Origin of the sequence: Cellvibrio mixtus subsp. mixtus J3-8 (assembly GCF_000766945.1) — a bacterium.
In the GTDB taxonomy this organism is placed as follows: domain Bacteria; phylum Pseudomonadota; class Gammaproteobacteria; order Pseudomonadales; family Cellvibrionaceae; genus Cellvibrio; species Cellvibrio mixtus_A.
In genome coordinates this window covers 535,615-551,425 of the sequence record NZ_KN266208.1, presented here as the reverse complement: position 1 = coordinate 551,425, position 15,811 = coordinate 535,615, and the positions used below count along the sequence as shown (strand labels likewise).

Annotated in this window: 14 protein-coding genes; 11 read left to right on the top strand and 3 right to left on the bottom strand. The window is 46.4% G+C overall.

Features of this window, described 5'->3' with window-relative positions:
- Window positions 1-32: 32 nt before the first annotated feature.
- Window positions 33-749, top strand: coding sequence for a hypothetical protein (locus tag A596_RS12860; protein WP_039915271.1), 717 nt, complete (start codon window positions 33-35; stop codon window positions 747-749).
- A gap of 69 nt (window positions 750-818) precedes the next feature.
- Here A596_RS12860 and A596_RS12855 read toward each other — a convergent pair whose 3' ends face one another.
- Window positions 819-1,379 (bottom strand): glutathione S-transferase family protein, encoded by a 561-nt coding sequence (locus tag A596_RS12855; protein WP_039915270.1) that lies wholly within the window; start codon window positions 1,377-1,379, stop codon window positions 819-821.
- Window positions 1,380-1,394: 15 nt separating this feature from the next.
- Window positions 1,395-1,859 carry a nuclear transport factor 2 family protein gene (locus tag A596_RS12850; RefSeq protein ID WP_039915268.1) on the bottom strand — a complete coding sequence of 155 codons (465 nt, stop codon included), beginning with the start codon at window positions 1,857-1,859 and terminating at the stop codon, window positions 1,395-1,397.
- Window positions 1,860-2,125: 266 nt separating this feature from the next.
- Here A596_RS12850 and A596_RS12845 point away from each other — a divergent pair, with 266 nt between their 5' ends.
- The 4 genes from A596_RS12845 (at window position 2,126) to A596_RS12830 (ending at window position 4,584) form a co-directional block, all read left to right on the top strand.
- A complete protein-coding gene (locus tag A596_RS12845) occupies window positions 2,126-2,446 on the top strand; it encodes a hypothetical protein (protein WP_052417477.1) in 321 nt (106 codons plus the stop codon).
- 81 nt (window positions 2,447-2,527) lie between these two features.
- Complete coding sequence (locus tag A596_RS12840) at window positions 2,528-3,052, top strand: hypothetical protein (protein WP_052417476.1); 525 nt, start codon at window positions 2,528-2,530, stop codon at window positions 3,050-3,052.
- A gap of 120 nt (window positions 3,053-3,172) precedes the next feature.
- A complete protein-coding gene (locus A596_RS12835) occupies window positions 3,173-3,937 on the top strand; it encodes a sulfite exporter TauE/SafE family protein (protein ID WP_039915267.1) in 765 nt (254 codons plus the stop codon).
- Window positions 3,938-4,056: 119 nt separating this feature from the next.
- Window positions 4,057-4,584 (top strand): porin family protein, encoded by a 528-nt coding sequence (locus A596_RS12830; RefSeq protein WP_039915264.1) that lies wholly within the window; start codon window positions 4,057-4,059, stop codon window positions 4,582-4,584.
- A gap of 196 nt (window positions 4,585-4,780) precedes the next feature.
- On the opposite strand, the gene A596_RS12825 is transcribed toward A596_RS12830, so the two are convergent.
- The gene (locus A596_RS12825; protein ID WP_039915261.1) at window positions 4,781-7,126 is read right to left on the bottom strand and encodes a Tex family protein; all 2,346 of its coding nucleotides are present in this window, start codon (window positions 7,124-7,126) and stop codon (window positions 4,781-4,783) included.
- 236 nt (window positions 7,127-7,362) lie between these two features.
- Here A596_RS12825 and A596_RS12820 point away from each other — a divergent pair, with 236 nt between their 5' ends.
- The 6 genes from A596_RS12820 to A596_RS12795 all read left to right on the top strand — a co-directional run bounded on the left by A596_RS12820 (window position 7,363) and on the right by A596_RS12795 (window position 15,509).
- Window positions 7,363-8,154, top strand: a complete 792-nt coding sequence (locus tag A596_RS12820; protein ID WP_039915259.1) for a DUF2884 family protein — start codon at window positions 7,363-7,365, stop codon at window positions 8,152-8,154.
- Between the two features lie 25 nt (window positions 8,155-8,179).
- The gene (locus tag A596_RS12815; protein WP_160280136.1) at window positions 8,180-8,959 is read left to right on the top strand and encodes a GIN domain-containing protein; all 780 of its coding nucleotides are present in this window, start codon (window positions 8,180-8,182) and stop codon (window positions 8,957-8,959) included.
- A gap of 95 nt (window positions 8,960-9,054) precedes the next feature.
- Window positions 9,055-9,861 carry a hypothetical protein gene (locus tag A596_RS12810; protein WP_039915255.1) on the top strand — a complete coding sequence of 269 codons (807 nt, stop codon included), beginning with the start codon at window positions 9,055-9,057 and terminating at the stop codon, window positions 9,859-9,861.
- Window positions 9,862-10,045: 184 nt separating this feature from the next.
- The gene (locus A596_RS12805; protein WP_039915251.1) at window positions 10,046-12,904 is read left to right on the top strand and encodes an insulinase family protein; all 2,859 of its coding nucleotides are present in this window, start codon (window positions 10,046-10,048) and stop codon (window positions 12,902-12,904) included.
- A gap of 90 nt (window positions 12,905-12,994) precedes the next feature.
- Complete coding sequence (locus A596_RS12800; RefSeq protein ID WP_039915250.1) at window positions 12,995-13,315, top strand: DUF3144 domain-containing protein; 321 nt, start codon at window positions 12,995-12,997, stop codon at window positions 13,313-13,315.
- A gap of 166 nt (window positions 13,316-13,481) precedes the next feature.
- Complete coding sequence (locus A596_RS12795; RefSeq protein WP_200882918.1) at window positions 13,482-15,509, top strand: sialate O-acetylesterase; 2,028 nt, start codon at window positions 13,482-13,484, stop codon at window positions 15,507-15,509.
- Window positions 15,510-15,811: the final 302 nt, after the last annotated feature.

Here is a 15,811-nt window from a genome sequence, read left to right as displayed (position 1 = left end):
TAAAGTATATTAATAAGCGGAGGCAACAGGAATTGATAAAAATATTTGCAACGGCAGTGGTTTCCTTTGGATTAGGCGTAGCAATCACCTATTCAGTTTTATCTGAGAATAGCCAGGATATTGTTGCGGCAGATTTTCCGCAGGCCGTGGAAAGTCCTCAGAAGAGTAACCTGCCACCACCAACGAATGTGCATGCTGATTACATTCGTCAATTGGAAGAATTAAATCGACAATTAACCAAAGATTTGCAAGCAGCCCGTGGCGGACAACCACAAAAAACGGGTAAATCGACAGATGAGCTTCCACCTCCGGTAGCCGATGCTGCGAGTTTCGAGGAATATTATAAGGCGCGTAAAAACTCGGAGGATTTCAATCAATACTTACAATCCGTTTCTTCAGGTAACGGTGGCGGCTATGTAAAAGATATGGCTGCAAAATTTGAAACTGAAGCGGTGGATGGTCAATGGGCTTCCGATTATGAGTCCCGGCTTTATAATTTGTTTGATAGCGATGCCCTGGCAGGCAAAGTTGTGCCGCAATCAGTGGTGTGTAAATCCCGCCGCTGCCAGATTAAAGTGGCGGTAGCAAATATTGATGAGGCTAATCAGGCAATGGAATCATTTTCGGAAGCGATTAATAGCAACAAGTTGTCTATTGATAAAAGCATGGTGGTTTCAGCTCCGGATCTGGATGCCGGCGTTGTGAGTTTGTATGTGGCCCGTGATGGGAATGTAAAAATCCACGAATAACTTTTGCCTGGCTACTGCAAAAAATCCTTGAGCCGGAGGCCGGCCCAAGGATTTTTTTTGAGTGTGAATTTAACTTTGTGGCGGCTGGGTCGCCTGGAAGTGAGGATAATTGAGTGCACCGGCATAGAAGTTTTCCAGGTTTGGAAATTTGGAAAAATCAACCTGGTTGCGAAGCTTGCACCAACCGATATAACACGCTAAACGCAATTGCGTCTCTGTATAGGGTGCTGCGTGCGATAGTGGAAGTTTATTTAATTCCGCGAGCGTGGAATCAATCCTGGCGGCCTGGCGTTGCAGGTAAGGGCTGATATTGATATCCACGCCATCGCGTTTGATAAAAAATAAATTCGTCGTCACTTCCAACGCGGTATTCACCAGACAAAGCTCATCGAGTTCTTTAGCAGTTTTACAAAAATTCTGACCCGCCTTTTCACGCAAATATTTAATAATCGAATTGGAATCGGTTAAGAAAATAGCGTCATCTTCTAAAAAAGGAACGCGTTTGGTGGGCGATTTAATCGCACTGCTCGCCTGATCGGTTTCAATAAACTCGCAGGGTAGTCCCGTTTCCAATAATACGATGCGCACATGTCGCACAAAGGGCGAGGTAAAACTGCCATAGAGTTTCATAATAATTCCTGCATATTAAATTGCCTGTGATGGAAATTTGAATGCCTGGCGTGCGAGCAATTTCCAGTCGCCGCCTTGCTTTTGCCACACCAGCAATACACCAAGTTTGATAGTGTTAGGCACTCCACCATCTTTGATGTCTGCAGTGAGGGTATGGCGCACAATAGCGGTATCCCCTGAAACACTAATAGTTTGGTCATTCACATTAATGGTGACAAAGTCAGATTTGCCGCTAATGATTTTTTCAATAAATTCGGCCTGGTTTTCAATATGTCCACCGGAATGCCCATAACTGAGTGCTGGTGACGATAATGCGTTAAGTGCTTTGCCATCGGCGTCAATCATGGCTTTGGACAATGCCGTTACCTTTTTACCAAGTGTTTCAATGTCCGCATCATTGGCAAATGATGCCTGACTGAATACACAAACCCAAAAACTGGCGGCGACAAATATGGATTTGGTTAACCCGGATATGTTCATTGGATGAAACTCCTGAAATGTGAGTGTACGGAAAAAAGGCACGACCGAAATCCATCTTATTGATTTGGGTTAGATTCTAGCGAGTTCGCCAGCGTGGCGACAGAATAATTATGTAAAACCATGCTGATAGGAATTCTGGATATTCCAAGACGGTTTTTGACAAAAATGATTATTTTAACGACACTTGATAGCAGGCCTATCACAGTTTTTGCGGGCAATTGTTAATGCAGGGTAGGCTGGTATTAAACAACTAAGGGAGTTGGGGTATGCCGGAACTACGCAAATCAGTGGCAAGCGGGTTCACACCCGCAGGCAAGTCCAGTCTGGCCGAACGGTTGCAACATGTTGTTGATGATCGTCGCGGTATCCAAAAAGCGGTGCCTATTGACCTTGGCCGCTACCTTAACGAACTACAGCTAGTCGCATTACACAGCCTGGAAAGCTTTGGCTGGCATTTATGGTTTGTGCGGCGGCCGCTATTCATGCAGCCGATTGTGGTAGTTATTAATCCCGAGTCGACCCAGCATGCCGTGTTGGAAGAGGATGGATCAGTAAATTTAAAATCGCAATTGCACATTCGCCCGTAATATTGCTGCGGCAGAATTATTCAGGCGCGATTCAGTAGCAAAATCCTAGCATCAATACCGTATCCAACTGGAGTTGATGCTATGAAAAAAATATTGTCGATCGCAGTGCTTGCTCTTTCGTTCCTGGCCCTTGCGGGTTGTGGGGGAGGTTCCTCTGCTGTTGATGATCCGCATCACGATGACTATGTTCCCGAGTTGCGCGTATTCGATATTATCGATAGTTACGATACTGATACCGCTATTCCCAAGCATGCTCCACTGGCATTAACACCTTATCGTTACGATGGCCTTTACGAAGTGTTTTGGAAAGTGAATAGCCTGGAGGATTACAGAGTAACCTTGCGCATTAATGATCGTCCGGTACTTGCCGGCAGTTTGGCAATTCATTCACAGGTGTGTGGTGCCGGCCGACGTTGTGATCAGGATGGTAGCTGGATTTGTGAGTACACCAATGACTTTTATATGTCATGTGATGGTTCGACGTTAGAAAAAGATATTTATCCTCTGATCGCCAAAGTACCGCAGCTGGTGTATTTATTTTTGGAAGTTTGCGATTCGAATTCCGGTTACTGTGAATACGATTATTATCCCGTTACCCTTGAATAAAAACCTGGGTAAAAGTTTGCAATAAAAACATCGCGTAAATTTTTATCGCAGCGCAAGGATTGCGCTAGCTAAAAACAACTCTTCTCGTCATGCTAGTCTTTTTTGCAAAAGATGTAGCCCATGATTTCTGATCCCCTCTTTTATTGCCTGGCTATTCCTGTGGTTATCCTGGTTGGTATGTCTAAAGGCGGCTTTGGTGGTGGTTTTGGCACGCTCGCCGTTCCATTGTTGGCTTTGATGATTGATCCGCGTCTCGCCGCCGCTATTTTATTGCCTATTTTATGTAGTATGGATGCCGTGAGCCTATGGAGCTTTCGCGGTACCTGGGACAAACTCAACCTAAAAATATTGTTGCCTGGCGCTTTGTTGGGAACGGTGGCCGGTGCTCTCACATTTGAAGTGACTAATGCGAATTGGATTCGGTTGATTATCGGAGTTTTATCGATTTATTTTGTAGCCCACTATTTGTGGGGTAAACGTTTCCTTGAGCAATTGCAGGAACGCAGCCCCAATAAAATTGCCGGCAGTATTTGGGGAAGTATTGCGGGTTATGTCAGCTACATCGCCCATGCAGGTGGCCCGCCGGTAGCTATTTATTTGTTACCGCAGCATCTTTCCAAATCGGTACTGGCGGGAACGACAATCTTATTTTTTGCCATTATTAATTTTATTAAATTAATTCCTTATGTATGGCTGGGCCAAATCAGCGGTGAATCTTTTTATACCTCCCTGGTGTTATTACCCTTGGCTCCCCTTGGGGTGATGCTGGGGGTGTATTTGCATCACCGCGTTTCGGATAAAGTATTTTATTGGTTGAGTTATGGCTTTTTATTGCTGGCGGGCATCAAGTTAACCTATGAAGGGACTATGGGATTAATTCATTAGGAAAATATTCCCGGCTGGAAATTATGGATTGATTGGCTATTATGTCCACGCAGGTTTTAGCGGATCAGTTATTTAACTCCCGTTAAGCCATAACAACAATGATGTTAAAGGAATTGAAAATGAAAAATTGGTTAGTTGCGTTAATCTTGGGGAGCACTTCTTTTTCTGTTATCGCGGGTGATAATTCGACAGGCGGATTTTATGCCGGTGGCGGATTGGCGACCATTGACGTCGAAGAAGAAGGCCGTAATGTTGATGTCGATTGGAATGCGGTAGAAGTGGTTGGTGGTTACAAGCTGAATCCGTTTGTGGGTGGCGAGGCGCGTCTGGGGTATGCTTCCGATGACCTTGATATTCTATACTCGTCAATTTATTACCGTACCGAAAGTTCGAATGATACCGCCAAAACCTATTTGCTGTTTGGCTATACCTTTGGGCAAATTAGTTTTGATGGAGAACCTGGAGTGGATGACAGTTTGGATATCAATGGTTTTTCTTATGGAGCGGGTGTAGGTTTTCCTGTGACGCCACATCTGAATGTCAATCTGGAATACAGAATGATTATGGATGGAAAAGTAAAAGGGGATGGTGGTAGTTCGGATGTGGAATTAACCGGCCTGTCTCTTAATATCGACTATCGGTTTTAATTTCTTTTGATGTGAGAGCGTACAGGTTCTTTTGTCTGTACGCTGTTCGGTTTAATTTTGCGTAATTTTTCCAGGCATTTCGCTTCGGCCTTACCCCTCATGCGTGCATTCAGATTTACAGGCAGTGGGGAAACCATTCATAAAAACGTCCGGCAAATTCGCCCCCGGGGAATAATCCAGGGGCGATTATCAGCAACTATTTATTTTTCTTAAGCGCTTGTTGCAGCAATGCGCCCATGCTTCCCATTGCGGCGGGAGCAGGATTGTTCTTCTGTGCTGCGCGTTGCTGGTTTTGTGATGGGGCTCGTGAGCCTTTATTGCCCTCTACTTTTTCACCGGGAGTGTCATCCAAACGCAAAGACAGTGCGATACGTTTGCGCGGGACATCCACTTCCATCACTTTTGCTTTCACAATATCGCCTGCTTTAACTGCTTCGCGCGGGTCTTTAATAAAGTTATGCGAAAGTGCGGAAATATGCACAAGGCCGTCCTGATGCACACCTATATCTACAAACGCGCCGAAGTTGGTTACATTGGTTACTGTGCCTTCCAGGATCATCCCGGGAACCAGATCGGTAATTTCTTCCACACCTTCCTGGAATTGCGCTGTCTTGAATTCAGGGCGAGGGTCGCGGCCAGGTTTATCCAATTCTTTGATGATGTCAGTTACGGTGGGAACACCAAACTTTTCATCGGTGTAATCCGCTGCTTTTAATCCGCGCAAGAATGAAGAGTCGCCAATGAGGCCTTTAATTTCTCGTGCATTTTTCTGCGCGATTTTTTCTACGACTGAATAAGATTCGGGGTGAACGGCGGATGCATCCAATGGGTTATCTCCGCCTGCCACACGCAAAAATCCTGCCGCTTGTTCAAACGTTTTTTCACCGAAGCGCGGGACTTTTTTCAGCGCTGCACGTGATGCAAATGCGCCGTTTTGATTGCGGAACTCTACAATATTATTGGCGAGTGTATTGTTCAGGCCAGACACGCGCGCCAGCAATGCAGCTGATGCGGTATTCACTTCCACGCCAACCGCGTTCACGCAGTCCTCAACTACCGCATCGAGCGAACGCGCCAGTTGTGATTGGGAAACGTCGTGTTGGTATTGGCCTACGCCAATCGATTTTGGATCGATTTTTACCAATTCCGCGAGTGGATCTTGCAAACGGCGTGCAATCGAAATGGCGCCGCGAATGGTTACATCCAGATCCGGAAATTCTTTAGCGGCAAATTCAGATGCTGAATAAACCGATGCCCCGGCTTCACTGACGATCACAGTGCTGGCTTTAATATCGCTGTGTCTTTTCAATACATCTTTTGCAAATTTTTCAGTTTCGCGCGATGCGGTGCCGTTGCCGATCGCAATCAAACCGACATTATGTTTGTTGCACAGGTGAACCAGGATTGCTTCGGATTCGGCAATTTTATTCAGTGGAGGGGTCGGGTACATAACGCAGTGATCCAACACCTTGCCGGTCGCATCCACTACCGCTACCTTTACACCGGTGCGCATGCCAGGGTCCAAACCGATTGTTGCCTTTTGGCCCGCGGGTGCAGCGAGTAACAAATCTTTTAAGTTGGATGCGAACACTTTAATTGCTTCTTCTTCCGCTTTTTCACGCAACTCGCCGAGCAAATCAGTTTCCAGGTGGGTGAGTAGTTTTACTCGCCAGGTCCAGCGCACCACTTCAGCGAGCCAGCCATCGGCAGCGCGACCACTATCTTTCACTTGCCAATGTTCAGCAATCATTGTTTCGCAGGGGTGGCCCTTGCTTGCAGATGATGCGGTAGCACCTTCATCGCCCACTTTAATGGTAATACTCAGCACGCCTTCATTGCGGCCGCGGAACATAGCGAGTGCGCGATGCGATGGAACCGATTTAAGCGGTTCGTCGTGTTCAAAATAATCGCGGAATTTTTGTACCTCTTGCGATGTGTCGGTGAGCTTTTCCGGCACTGCGCGCGCGCTAAAGGTAGCTTCGTGTTGCAGGAAGTGGCGCAGACGACCGAGGAGTTCTGCATCTTCACTGAATTTTTCCATCAGGATGTATTTGGCCCCGTCGAGCGCGGATTTCACATCATTAATATTGTGCTCGGCGTTGAAATATTTTGCCGCTTCCACTTCCGGGGCGAGTGTCGGATCTGCCAATAGTGCTTCTGCCAAGGGCTCCAAACCGGCTTCCTTGGCGATCTGGCCTTTAGTGCGGCGCTTGGGTTTGTAGGGCAGGTAAAGGTCTTCCAGGCGGTTTTTGGTATCGGCGATGGATACTTCGTGCTCCAGCTCTGGTGTCAGTTTGCCTTGTTCACCAATGGATTTAAGGATCGCGGCACGGCGTTCTTCCAATTCGCGCAGGTAACGCAGGCGCTCTTCCAGTGTACGCATTTGCGAATCGTCCAGGCCGCCGGTGACTTCCTTTCGGTAACGGGAGATAAAGGGTACGGTTGCACCTTCATCCAATAGCCCTACGGCGGCGCTAACTTGTTGTTCCTGAACATTTAATTCATCGGCAATACGCTTGGCAATACTGGGTAAGCTGGTCATAGATCGGACTCATGTTACGGCGAAATCGAAAGGATTCCATTATCGCCAAAATCCTCGCCCCTGCCAGACTTGAATTTGCCTCTTATTTATGAACGACAAAAGGGAATCCACTGAAAAGCAAGGATAAAAAATGAGCATTAAAAAAATTGCGCCTGGTGAATCCATGTGGTGGTGATCTGCATCTTAATCATCAGTAATCGCAGCAATGGTTGCTGTGCATAACCCAGGGAGTTTGTATGAAATCGCTACTCTTGCTCGCATTGGTATTGATGACCAGTTCAGTGGTTGCAGGGGAGAACTGCAACCTGCACATAGACGTCGGCTTGCGCATTTCGCCCGATGCTCTGGAATTTTATGACAACAGCACGACTGTCTATCAAATTAAAGACCATCGTTATTTGATGGTTGATGGCAAGCAACTGGATCTTGATCGCGACCAACAGCGTCTGATTGCGCAATATGACCAGCAGATACGCGCTTTGTTACCTGAAGTTCGTGGCATGGCTTTGGTGGTAATCGATTTGGCAAATGCTGGCACCACCACCGCAATTGATAACTTTTTAGGTGAAAGCAATAAAATTTCAACCCAGCTGGCCAGTGAATTAAATCACTTGAAAGGCGATGTACGTCGCTATTTTGATAGTGAAACCATCGACTTTAAACGCGAGCAGGATGGAATGCCTGGATTGTTTGGGCAATATTTTGAAACCCGTATTGAACGTATTGTTGAAACTTCGGTAAAAGATTCGATTGGTGAAATCCTGTTCGCAGCGGGTAGGGAGATTTTCAGTTCGGATGACAATGCGGAGACATTTGAGGCGCGCATGAAGCGATTTGGCAATGAGGTGGATGCGAAAATCCAATCAGTAGGGGCAGAACTGGAAACGCGTGGTGCCAGCTTATGTCGTGCCGCTTCCGCAATTAATGTCACTGAAGACCAACTGCGCAACCAGATTCCGGCTATTCGTGAGCTCGATCTGATTCGTATAAATACTTCCGATGCTGAAACACCGGCCGTTGAAATTTAAATGTGAATTTTTTTTGGAGAAAATTATGTTGATCAAAACATTCATACCAACACTGGTGCTGTCGTTATTGGCTCCCTTCGCATTGGCGGAAACTGTAGCAAAAACCTATCCGGTAAAAGATTTCACCGAGTTTGTTGCCGGTGGCGATACCACCATTGAAATTACCCAGGATGGGACTGAGTATTTGCGTGTGGAAGCCGATGCTGAAGTGATGAAGCGCGTTAAAGTTGATCAGACCGGAAAACGCGTTAGTGTTTGGATAAAAAGCGATAGCAATTTTTTTAATTGGTTTGGCCACGGAGAAGGGCGCGTGCGCGTTGTATTGCGCGTGAAGCATTTGGAATATCTGGAATTATCCGGCGCGGCCCATGCAAAAGTAGGGGACTTGCAGGAAGATAAATTGGAAGTAAGTAATAGCGGTGCTGCCAATGCAGATTTTGCCGTGCTGAACGCCGCCAATTTCCGCCTGGATTTATCCGGCGCCTCCAATGTGCGCATCAACAGTATTAATAGCCAAACACAAGATTACGATCTGTCGGGCGCTGCGAATGTGGATGTTAAAGGTGGAAGCAACACCCAATCATTGAAAGCGGATGTGAGTGGTGCAAGTAACTTCCGCGCAAAAGCGCTTACCGCGAAAATAGCAAAAGTGGATGCAAGTGGTGCATCGCATATTGAATTAACCGTAACTGATGAGTTGGAGGCGGGAGCGAGCGGAGCATCCAGTGTGAATTATTTTGGCAACCCCAAGGCAAAAACCGATTCCAGTGGCGCCAGCCATATCAATGCGCGTTCCGGTAAGTAACGTCATTCCTGGTTGCCGGTAGCGGCGGGAATCTTTGCGGTAAGAATGGGTCTAGTATTAACGGATTCCCATTTTTTCTGCGCAATAGGATATTTATGATCAGGCACGGTTTCCTGCATAGTCGCCAATATATTTTTATTGTGTGTTGCCTTGCAGTTCTGGCTCCCTGGAGTCGGGCCGATGGTTTGACTGATTTACGTAAAACCCTGAAACAAATGCATGCTTCAAATCCTATTGGAATGGATGTGCAATTCAAACTCTTTGGGCATACCGGCGAAGACGATGAATTAATTGAACGGGAAGGCTTGATTAATGTCCGCCTGGAAGACGGGGCTCATGGGATGCATATTGCCTATCCGGCCGATGTGCTCGCTTTATTGCATCAGGAAGAGCTGGCCAAAATCGCTGATGAAAATGTTAGGAATTCAGCACTGAATGCAGTTGGGGAATTTGATTATTGGGAGTGGCGGGAGTTGATGTATCCCGCCGCGCAATTAGAGTTGGCGCTGGAGCGCTACACCTTTTTAGGTGAACAGGAAGACACCTATGATGGCAAGCCGGCCAGATCGCTGACATTCAGCTTGCCGATGGAAAAAATTGATAAAAAATATCGCAAATATGTAAAAAAATATCATCACCGTTTTACGTTGTGGATTGATGATAAAGGCACGCCGCTTGCCAGCGCATCTACCGAAACCGGTTCAGGGCGAGTCTTTCTGGTTATTGGTTTCCAGTTTCAAAATACGGTGAATATGACGTACCAGCAAGAACGTGCGCGCTTGATTGGAATCCGGCGCGAAGTGAAGGAAGAAACCTGGGGGGCAGCCATGCAAGCCCAGCGGCATTTTACTTCTACTGTAAGCCGTGTTGAGTTTCCAACTCCTGAAAAGATATCGCAATAAAGATTCAACAAAATATAACAGCGATAATCCGGGCCTGGATAAGGAACCCCATTCTTTTTAATTAGTCATAATCCCTCGTTGCGTCAACTACTCTATATGCACTTGCACGTGAGTGCGTACCACCGCAAACTCTGTTAGGCTTTGCCTGCTTTGAATGTCCGACCAATTCCACAAGGGATCTATTATGTCCAAACGTTATTCAGCGCTGGCGCTCGGTATTTTGTTGCTGGGCGGTGTCGCACTTACTGGCTGTGAAACCACGACTACTGCAGCGTCGACGTCAACCGTAACTGCTGTTCGCAATCTTGAAGATGTCACTATTATTAAAAGCCCTAATGATGATCGCCAATATGGCGCATTGCTGCTGCCAAATGGTTTGCAGGTTGTCCTGGTGTCTGACCCCAGCCTGGAAAATTCGGCGGCATCACTCGCAGTAGGTGTGGGTAGCGCACATAATCCAAAGGACCAATTAGGATTGGCTCATTATCTTGAACATATGTTGTTTTTAGGCACCGAAAAATTTCCCGAGCCTGATGGGTTTATGAAATATACCCAGGCTAATGGCGGCTCGACCAATGCGTTTACCGCTTACGATAAAACCAATTATTTATTTCAGATCAATGCCGGTAAATTTGACGATGCCTTGGACAGATTTAGCGATTACTTTAAAAAGCCAACGTTTGATCCACATTACAGCGATAAAGAGCGCAATGCGGTAAATAATGAATGGTCATTGCAAAAAGCCCAAGACCCATGGAACCTTTATGCGCTGCAAGGTTATACGGCTAATCCGGCTAACCCCAGTTCCAAATTTAATATCGGTAATCTGGATACGTTAAAAGATAAGCCAGGTTCTGTGCTTAATGATGAAATGAGAAAATTTTATGATGCGTATTACTCTGCAAACATCATGAAATTAACGTTGGTAGGTAAACAATCCCTGCCTGAATTAAAAGCACTGGCACAAAAGCATTTTTCCAGTATTCCTAATAAAAATATCCCTCTCCCTGACGTCGCTGAGGCGGGTTTGACCAAAGCTGAATGGGGTAAAAGTATTCATTACAAACCCATTAAGGATTTGAAATCCTTGTATGTGGATTTTCCGGTGAAATCCAATAAAGCGGAATGGCGATTAAAGCCCAACGAATTTATTCATAACCTGCTGACTTCCGAGGAACCGGGTACGCTGGGTGAGCAATTACGTAATCAAGGCCTGGTGAAAACACTCACGGCTTATTTTGACAGTGAGGCCTATGGCCCGGATGGAATTTTGCGTGTGCAGGCAGACTTAACCGATGCCGGTTTGCAAAAGCAGGATGAAATTATTGCGGCGATTTTTGCGTATGTAGATTTAATTAAAGCCAAAGGGTTGGACCAAAATTATTATCGCGAATTGCAAGCCATGCGCAGTAAGGATTTTGCCAACGCCCCCAAGCCGGACCCATTGCAGCAAGCAATCGCTTTAACCATGGCACAGTTTGATTTGCCCGTGGAAAACCTGCTGAATTCCGAATATGTCTATGATCGTTATGATGCGAAAGCGATCAAGCAAGTGTTGTCGCAGCTGGAAGAAAACCGTGCGCGCGTCTGGTATGTTAATCCCAATGAAAAAGTGGATACCCCAATTGCATTCTTTGATGGCAAATACGCTATTCGCGATATCACTGCTGAAGAATACAAACGCTGGAACTCATTGAAAGCAAATTATAAATTTAATTTGCCACCGTTGAATGATTTGTTTACCGATAAACAAGCGCCGATTGTAGAAAATACCTACTTGAAGCCGCACCAGGTTATTAGCCAGGCTGGTGTTGAAGCCTATCTTGTCCACCCGGAGTTTTATCGTGAAGATAAAGGCCAACTTTCACTGCAAATTAACGTAGATTTTGCTAAATCATCGCCACGCCAGGCGGTATTGGCGTCATTGTTAAATGATGTCTTTGCCAAACAAAACCTGACATTGATTGACCGTGCGGCGCGTGCCTCCCTGGGTGTAGATTTACAGCTCACAGTGACTAACTCGCAAGGAATTTTTATTACCGGGTATACCACTAAACATGAGTTGTTACTGACCCAGTTATTGAAAAATTTCGCGGCACTGCCAATTACTGACCAGTGGTTTGCTGAAGCCAAAGATAGCCTGGAGAAAAATCTTCTCAATGCCAAGAAGAACCATGTGTTCCGTCAACTGTTTGCCGACCTTGGCCGTGTAACCACTAAAAATGGTTACAACGAAGATGAGCAATTGGCGGCCCTGGCTTCAATTACCAAAGCGGATTTGCTTGCTTATCAGGATGCGGTGAAGAAAAATGCGCTGTTGCGTTTATTCGCCGTGGGCAATTACACAGAGGCGCAGGTAAAACATTTCGCTGAAACTGCTGCACAGATTTTACCGGGCAAACGCTTGCCGGAAGCGCGTGCAATAAATTCCTTCATTATTCCAGCGGCGGGAAAAGTTACCGAGTTTAAAGAAGATGTGGAATTGGCAGATAGCGCGGTATTGCAAACCTGGTTTGGCAGTAAAAAATCGGATGATGAGCAAGCGCAGCTCGCTGTGTTAAATGCGTTGTTTGGCAATGCGTTTTTTATGCAGCTGCGTACCCACGAGCAATTGGGTTATGTGGTGACCAGCTTTGAATATCCGGTAGATGATGTTCCCGGTTTTGTAATGCTGGTGCAAAGCTCCAATACCGATTTGCCTGGTATCAAGGCACGGATGGACAAATTCCGTAAGGATTATCTGGCAACGCTGAAATCCACGGACGAAAAAGAAATCGAGCAAGCAAAACAAGCGTTAATTGCCAACGTATTGGAAAAGCCTACGGATTTCTACGCAGAAGCATCGCGTTACACAAAGGAGTTCTGGCAGGGGAAATATGCATTTGATGCGCGAGACCGCAATTTGGCCGCTTTGCAAAAGGTAACCAAGGCCGATTTAATTCGCATCTACGAGAATTTATTGCTGAATGAAAAATCGGGCAAAGCCTTGTTGCAATTACGTGGTACCAATTTCAAAACCAAGCCATTTGCACCGATAAAATAAACACGGTGTTAACAAAGCCCCCGTTGTCGCCTGACAGCGGGGGCTTTGCCATTTATAATTTGCCAAAATTCTATGATGAGTGAGGTTGCTATGTCCGATGTAAACGATGGTTCAACGGTGAATGATGAAGATATTTACTGGGGGCAGGTAGAAGCGTTTATCAGCCAGGCGAACGATGCGTGTGATGCAGCCGATCCCGGTATTGTGGCCGCCGCTTTACTCAATGCGGCCGCACGTTTTAATGCTTTTGTGGTGGCCCATTCCTCACTGGATAAAAGTGAATTTGCGGAAGATGTAGAAGGCACCACCAATTACCTCACGGGCCGTTTTCGCGATCATTTAAAAGAACATATGGAAGATTACCGCGAGAATTACACGGCGTTGATTGGTAATCGCGACGCTACAGAGTAGCGCATTCGAGGCATATTTTTTTTTTAAAAGGCAGCTTGGCTGCCTTTTTTATTGGGCGAATCAATTTCTGTAAAAGTCGCCGCAAACAGTAAAACTTGGTTTATGCTTTTATCTGGTATACAAGTGCCTCACCCTACTGCTTATAACCAATAATGAAAATATGCCTATGAATTTTACAATTATGAAGCAATCAACATTATCCAAATTTGCTGCCCTGGCCATATTCACGCTGGCCGCCACCCAAGCCTTTGCCGATGTACAACTTCCGCGCCTGTTAAGTGATGGCGCCATCCTGCAACGCGATAAACCTTTGACCGTATGGGGATGGGCAGATGACGGTGAACAGGTTACCGTTAATTTCGCAGGGAAGGCGTTATCGACAGTAGCTAATGCAGGGCGCTGGTCGGTGACTTTTCCTGCATTTAAAGCCGGTGGTCCCCATGAGTTAAAAGTCAGTGGCAAAAACCGGCTGACACGGAAAAATATTTTGCTGGGCGATTTATGGATTGCTGCAGGGCAATCCAATATGGAGCTGCCGCTGAGTCGTGTGAAATATAAATATCCGGGATTGATTGAATCTACGAATCAACCAAACATTCGCGAATTCAATGTACCTGTTGCTTATGCCTTTAACGGTCCCCTGCAGGATTACACGCAAGGTCAATGGAAAACCGCAACACCGGACAATATGGCCACGTTTTCGGCAGTTGGTTTTTTCTTTATGCAAAAGCTTCATGCCGAAAATAATGTGCCGATTGGCCTGATCACTATCCCTGTCGGTGGCTCACCCGCTGAAGCCTGGGTGAGTGAATCGGTACTGGATAAATATCCGCACTACCAGCAAAAATTACAGCCATTTAAAGATGATGCTTATGTGCAGGCAACCATCGCAAAAGATAAAGCTAATAGCGATAAATGGTTTGCTGATTTGGGTGCAGCGGATATCGGTTTGAAAAATAATTGGCAGCAGGAAAAATTAAATACTGCCGACTGGAAAAGCGTTCAGGTGCCCGGACTTTTAAAAGAACAGGGCAGCGATTTTACGAATGGTGCGGTATGGGTTCGCAAAACCATTGAGTTGACGGCAGCGCAGGCTGCGAAAAAAGCAACGCTGTGGTTGGGTTGTATTGTCGATGGTGATCAGGTGTACATAAATGGGCAATTGGTGGGGCAAACCGGTTATCAATATCCTCCGCGCATTTATTCTGTGCCAGCCGGTGTGTTAAAGGCAGGCACCAATAGTATTAGCATTCGCATTACCAGTTATTCGGCGAATGCCGGTTTTGTGAAAGATAAACGCTACGCATTGTTGTTGGGCGAAGGTATTTTTGGTGATGAATCAATTGATCTGAGAGGTGAATGGAAATATCAAATTGCCGCGCGTGCCGGTTCCATGCAACCAACCACCACCTTGCATTATTTGCCCTCGTCATTGTTTAACGCGAAGCTAGCGCCGGCATTGCCGTTAAAAATTAAAGGAGTGATTTGGTATCAGGGCGAATCCAATGTGGAACGGGCGGATGCGCAGGGGGTTCATCGCCAACCGGCGGGGCAGTGTGCTGATGAAAGTTGTGCGGCAAGCACGTCGGAATATCGCTATTTATTTGCCGATTTAATTCGCGATTGGCGCGCGCAATTCAAGCAAGGTGATTTCCCGTTTTTGTTTGTGCAGTTGGCGAATTTTCTGCCGGCAAATACACAGCCGGCAGAAAGTAAATGGGCACAATTGCGTGAGGCGCAACGCCAGACATTGGAATTAAAAAATACTGCTATGGCTGTCGCTATTGATGTGGGTGAATGGAATGATATTCATCCGTTGGATAAGCAAACTGTCGGTGAGCGTTTGGCGTTGGGTGCAAGCAAAATCGCATACGGTAAAAGATCATTGCTGGCATCCGGACCCAGCCTGAAAAAAGTGAAAGCCAACGGCAGCAAATTGGTATTGAGCTTTGCGGATGTGGGTAAGGGACTGGATGTGCGCGGCGGAGAATTAAAGCAGATCGCTGTTGCGGGCGCTGATAAAAGGTTTGTGTGGGCGAAGGCGGAAGTAAAGAAGGACCAGGTAATTGTTTCCTCGGAATCAGTTGCTGAGCCGAAATGGGTGCGTTATGCATGGGCAGATAACCCGGAAGGCGCAAATCTGTATAATAGCGCGGGTCTGCCTGCATCGCCGTTTGAGGCCAGTGTGAAATAGTTTTTCTATTAGCCCCGCGATTTGGGTTCCGGTGTATTTTCCAATACACGCCGTGAACCCATCCGTGGGGGCTCGCCGTCCGCATCCCTGCGGCCCACGGTCTTGGAAAATACACCGGAACCCAAATCGCTACCTATGTAGTTCTAAAGGAAAGCCGATGCAGAATTAATTTTCTCATCGGCGTTTTTATTGTGAATCAACTCGATATTTTTGATATTGCCCCTGCAAAAACAGTAGTAATTATCGGCGGCGGTCCGGCGGGATTAATGGCGGCGGAAGTGATTGCTTCGGCGGGGCATAAT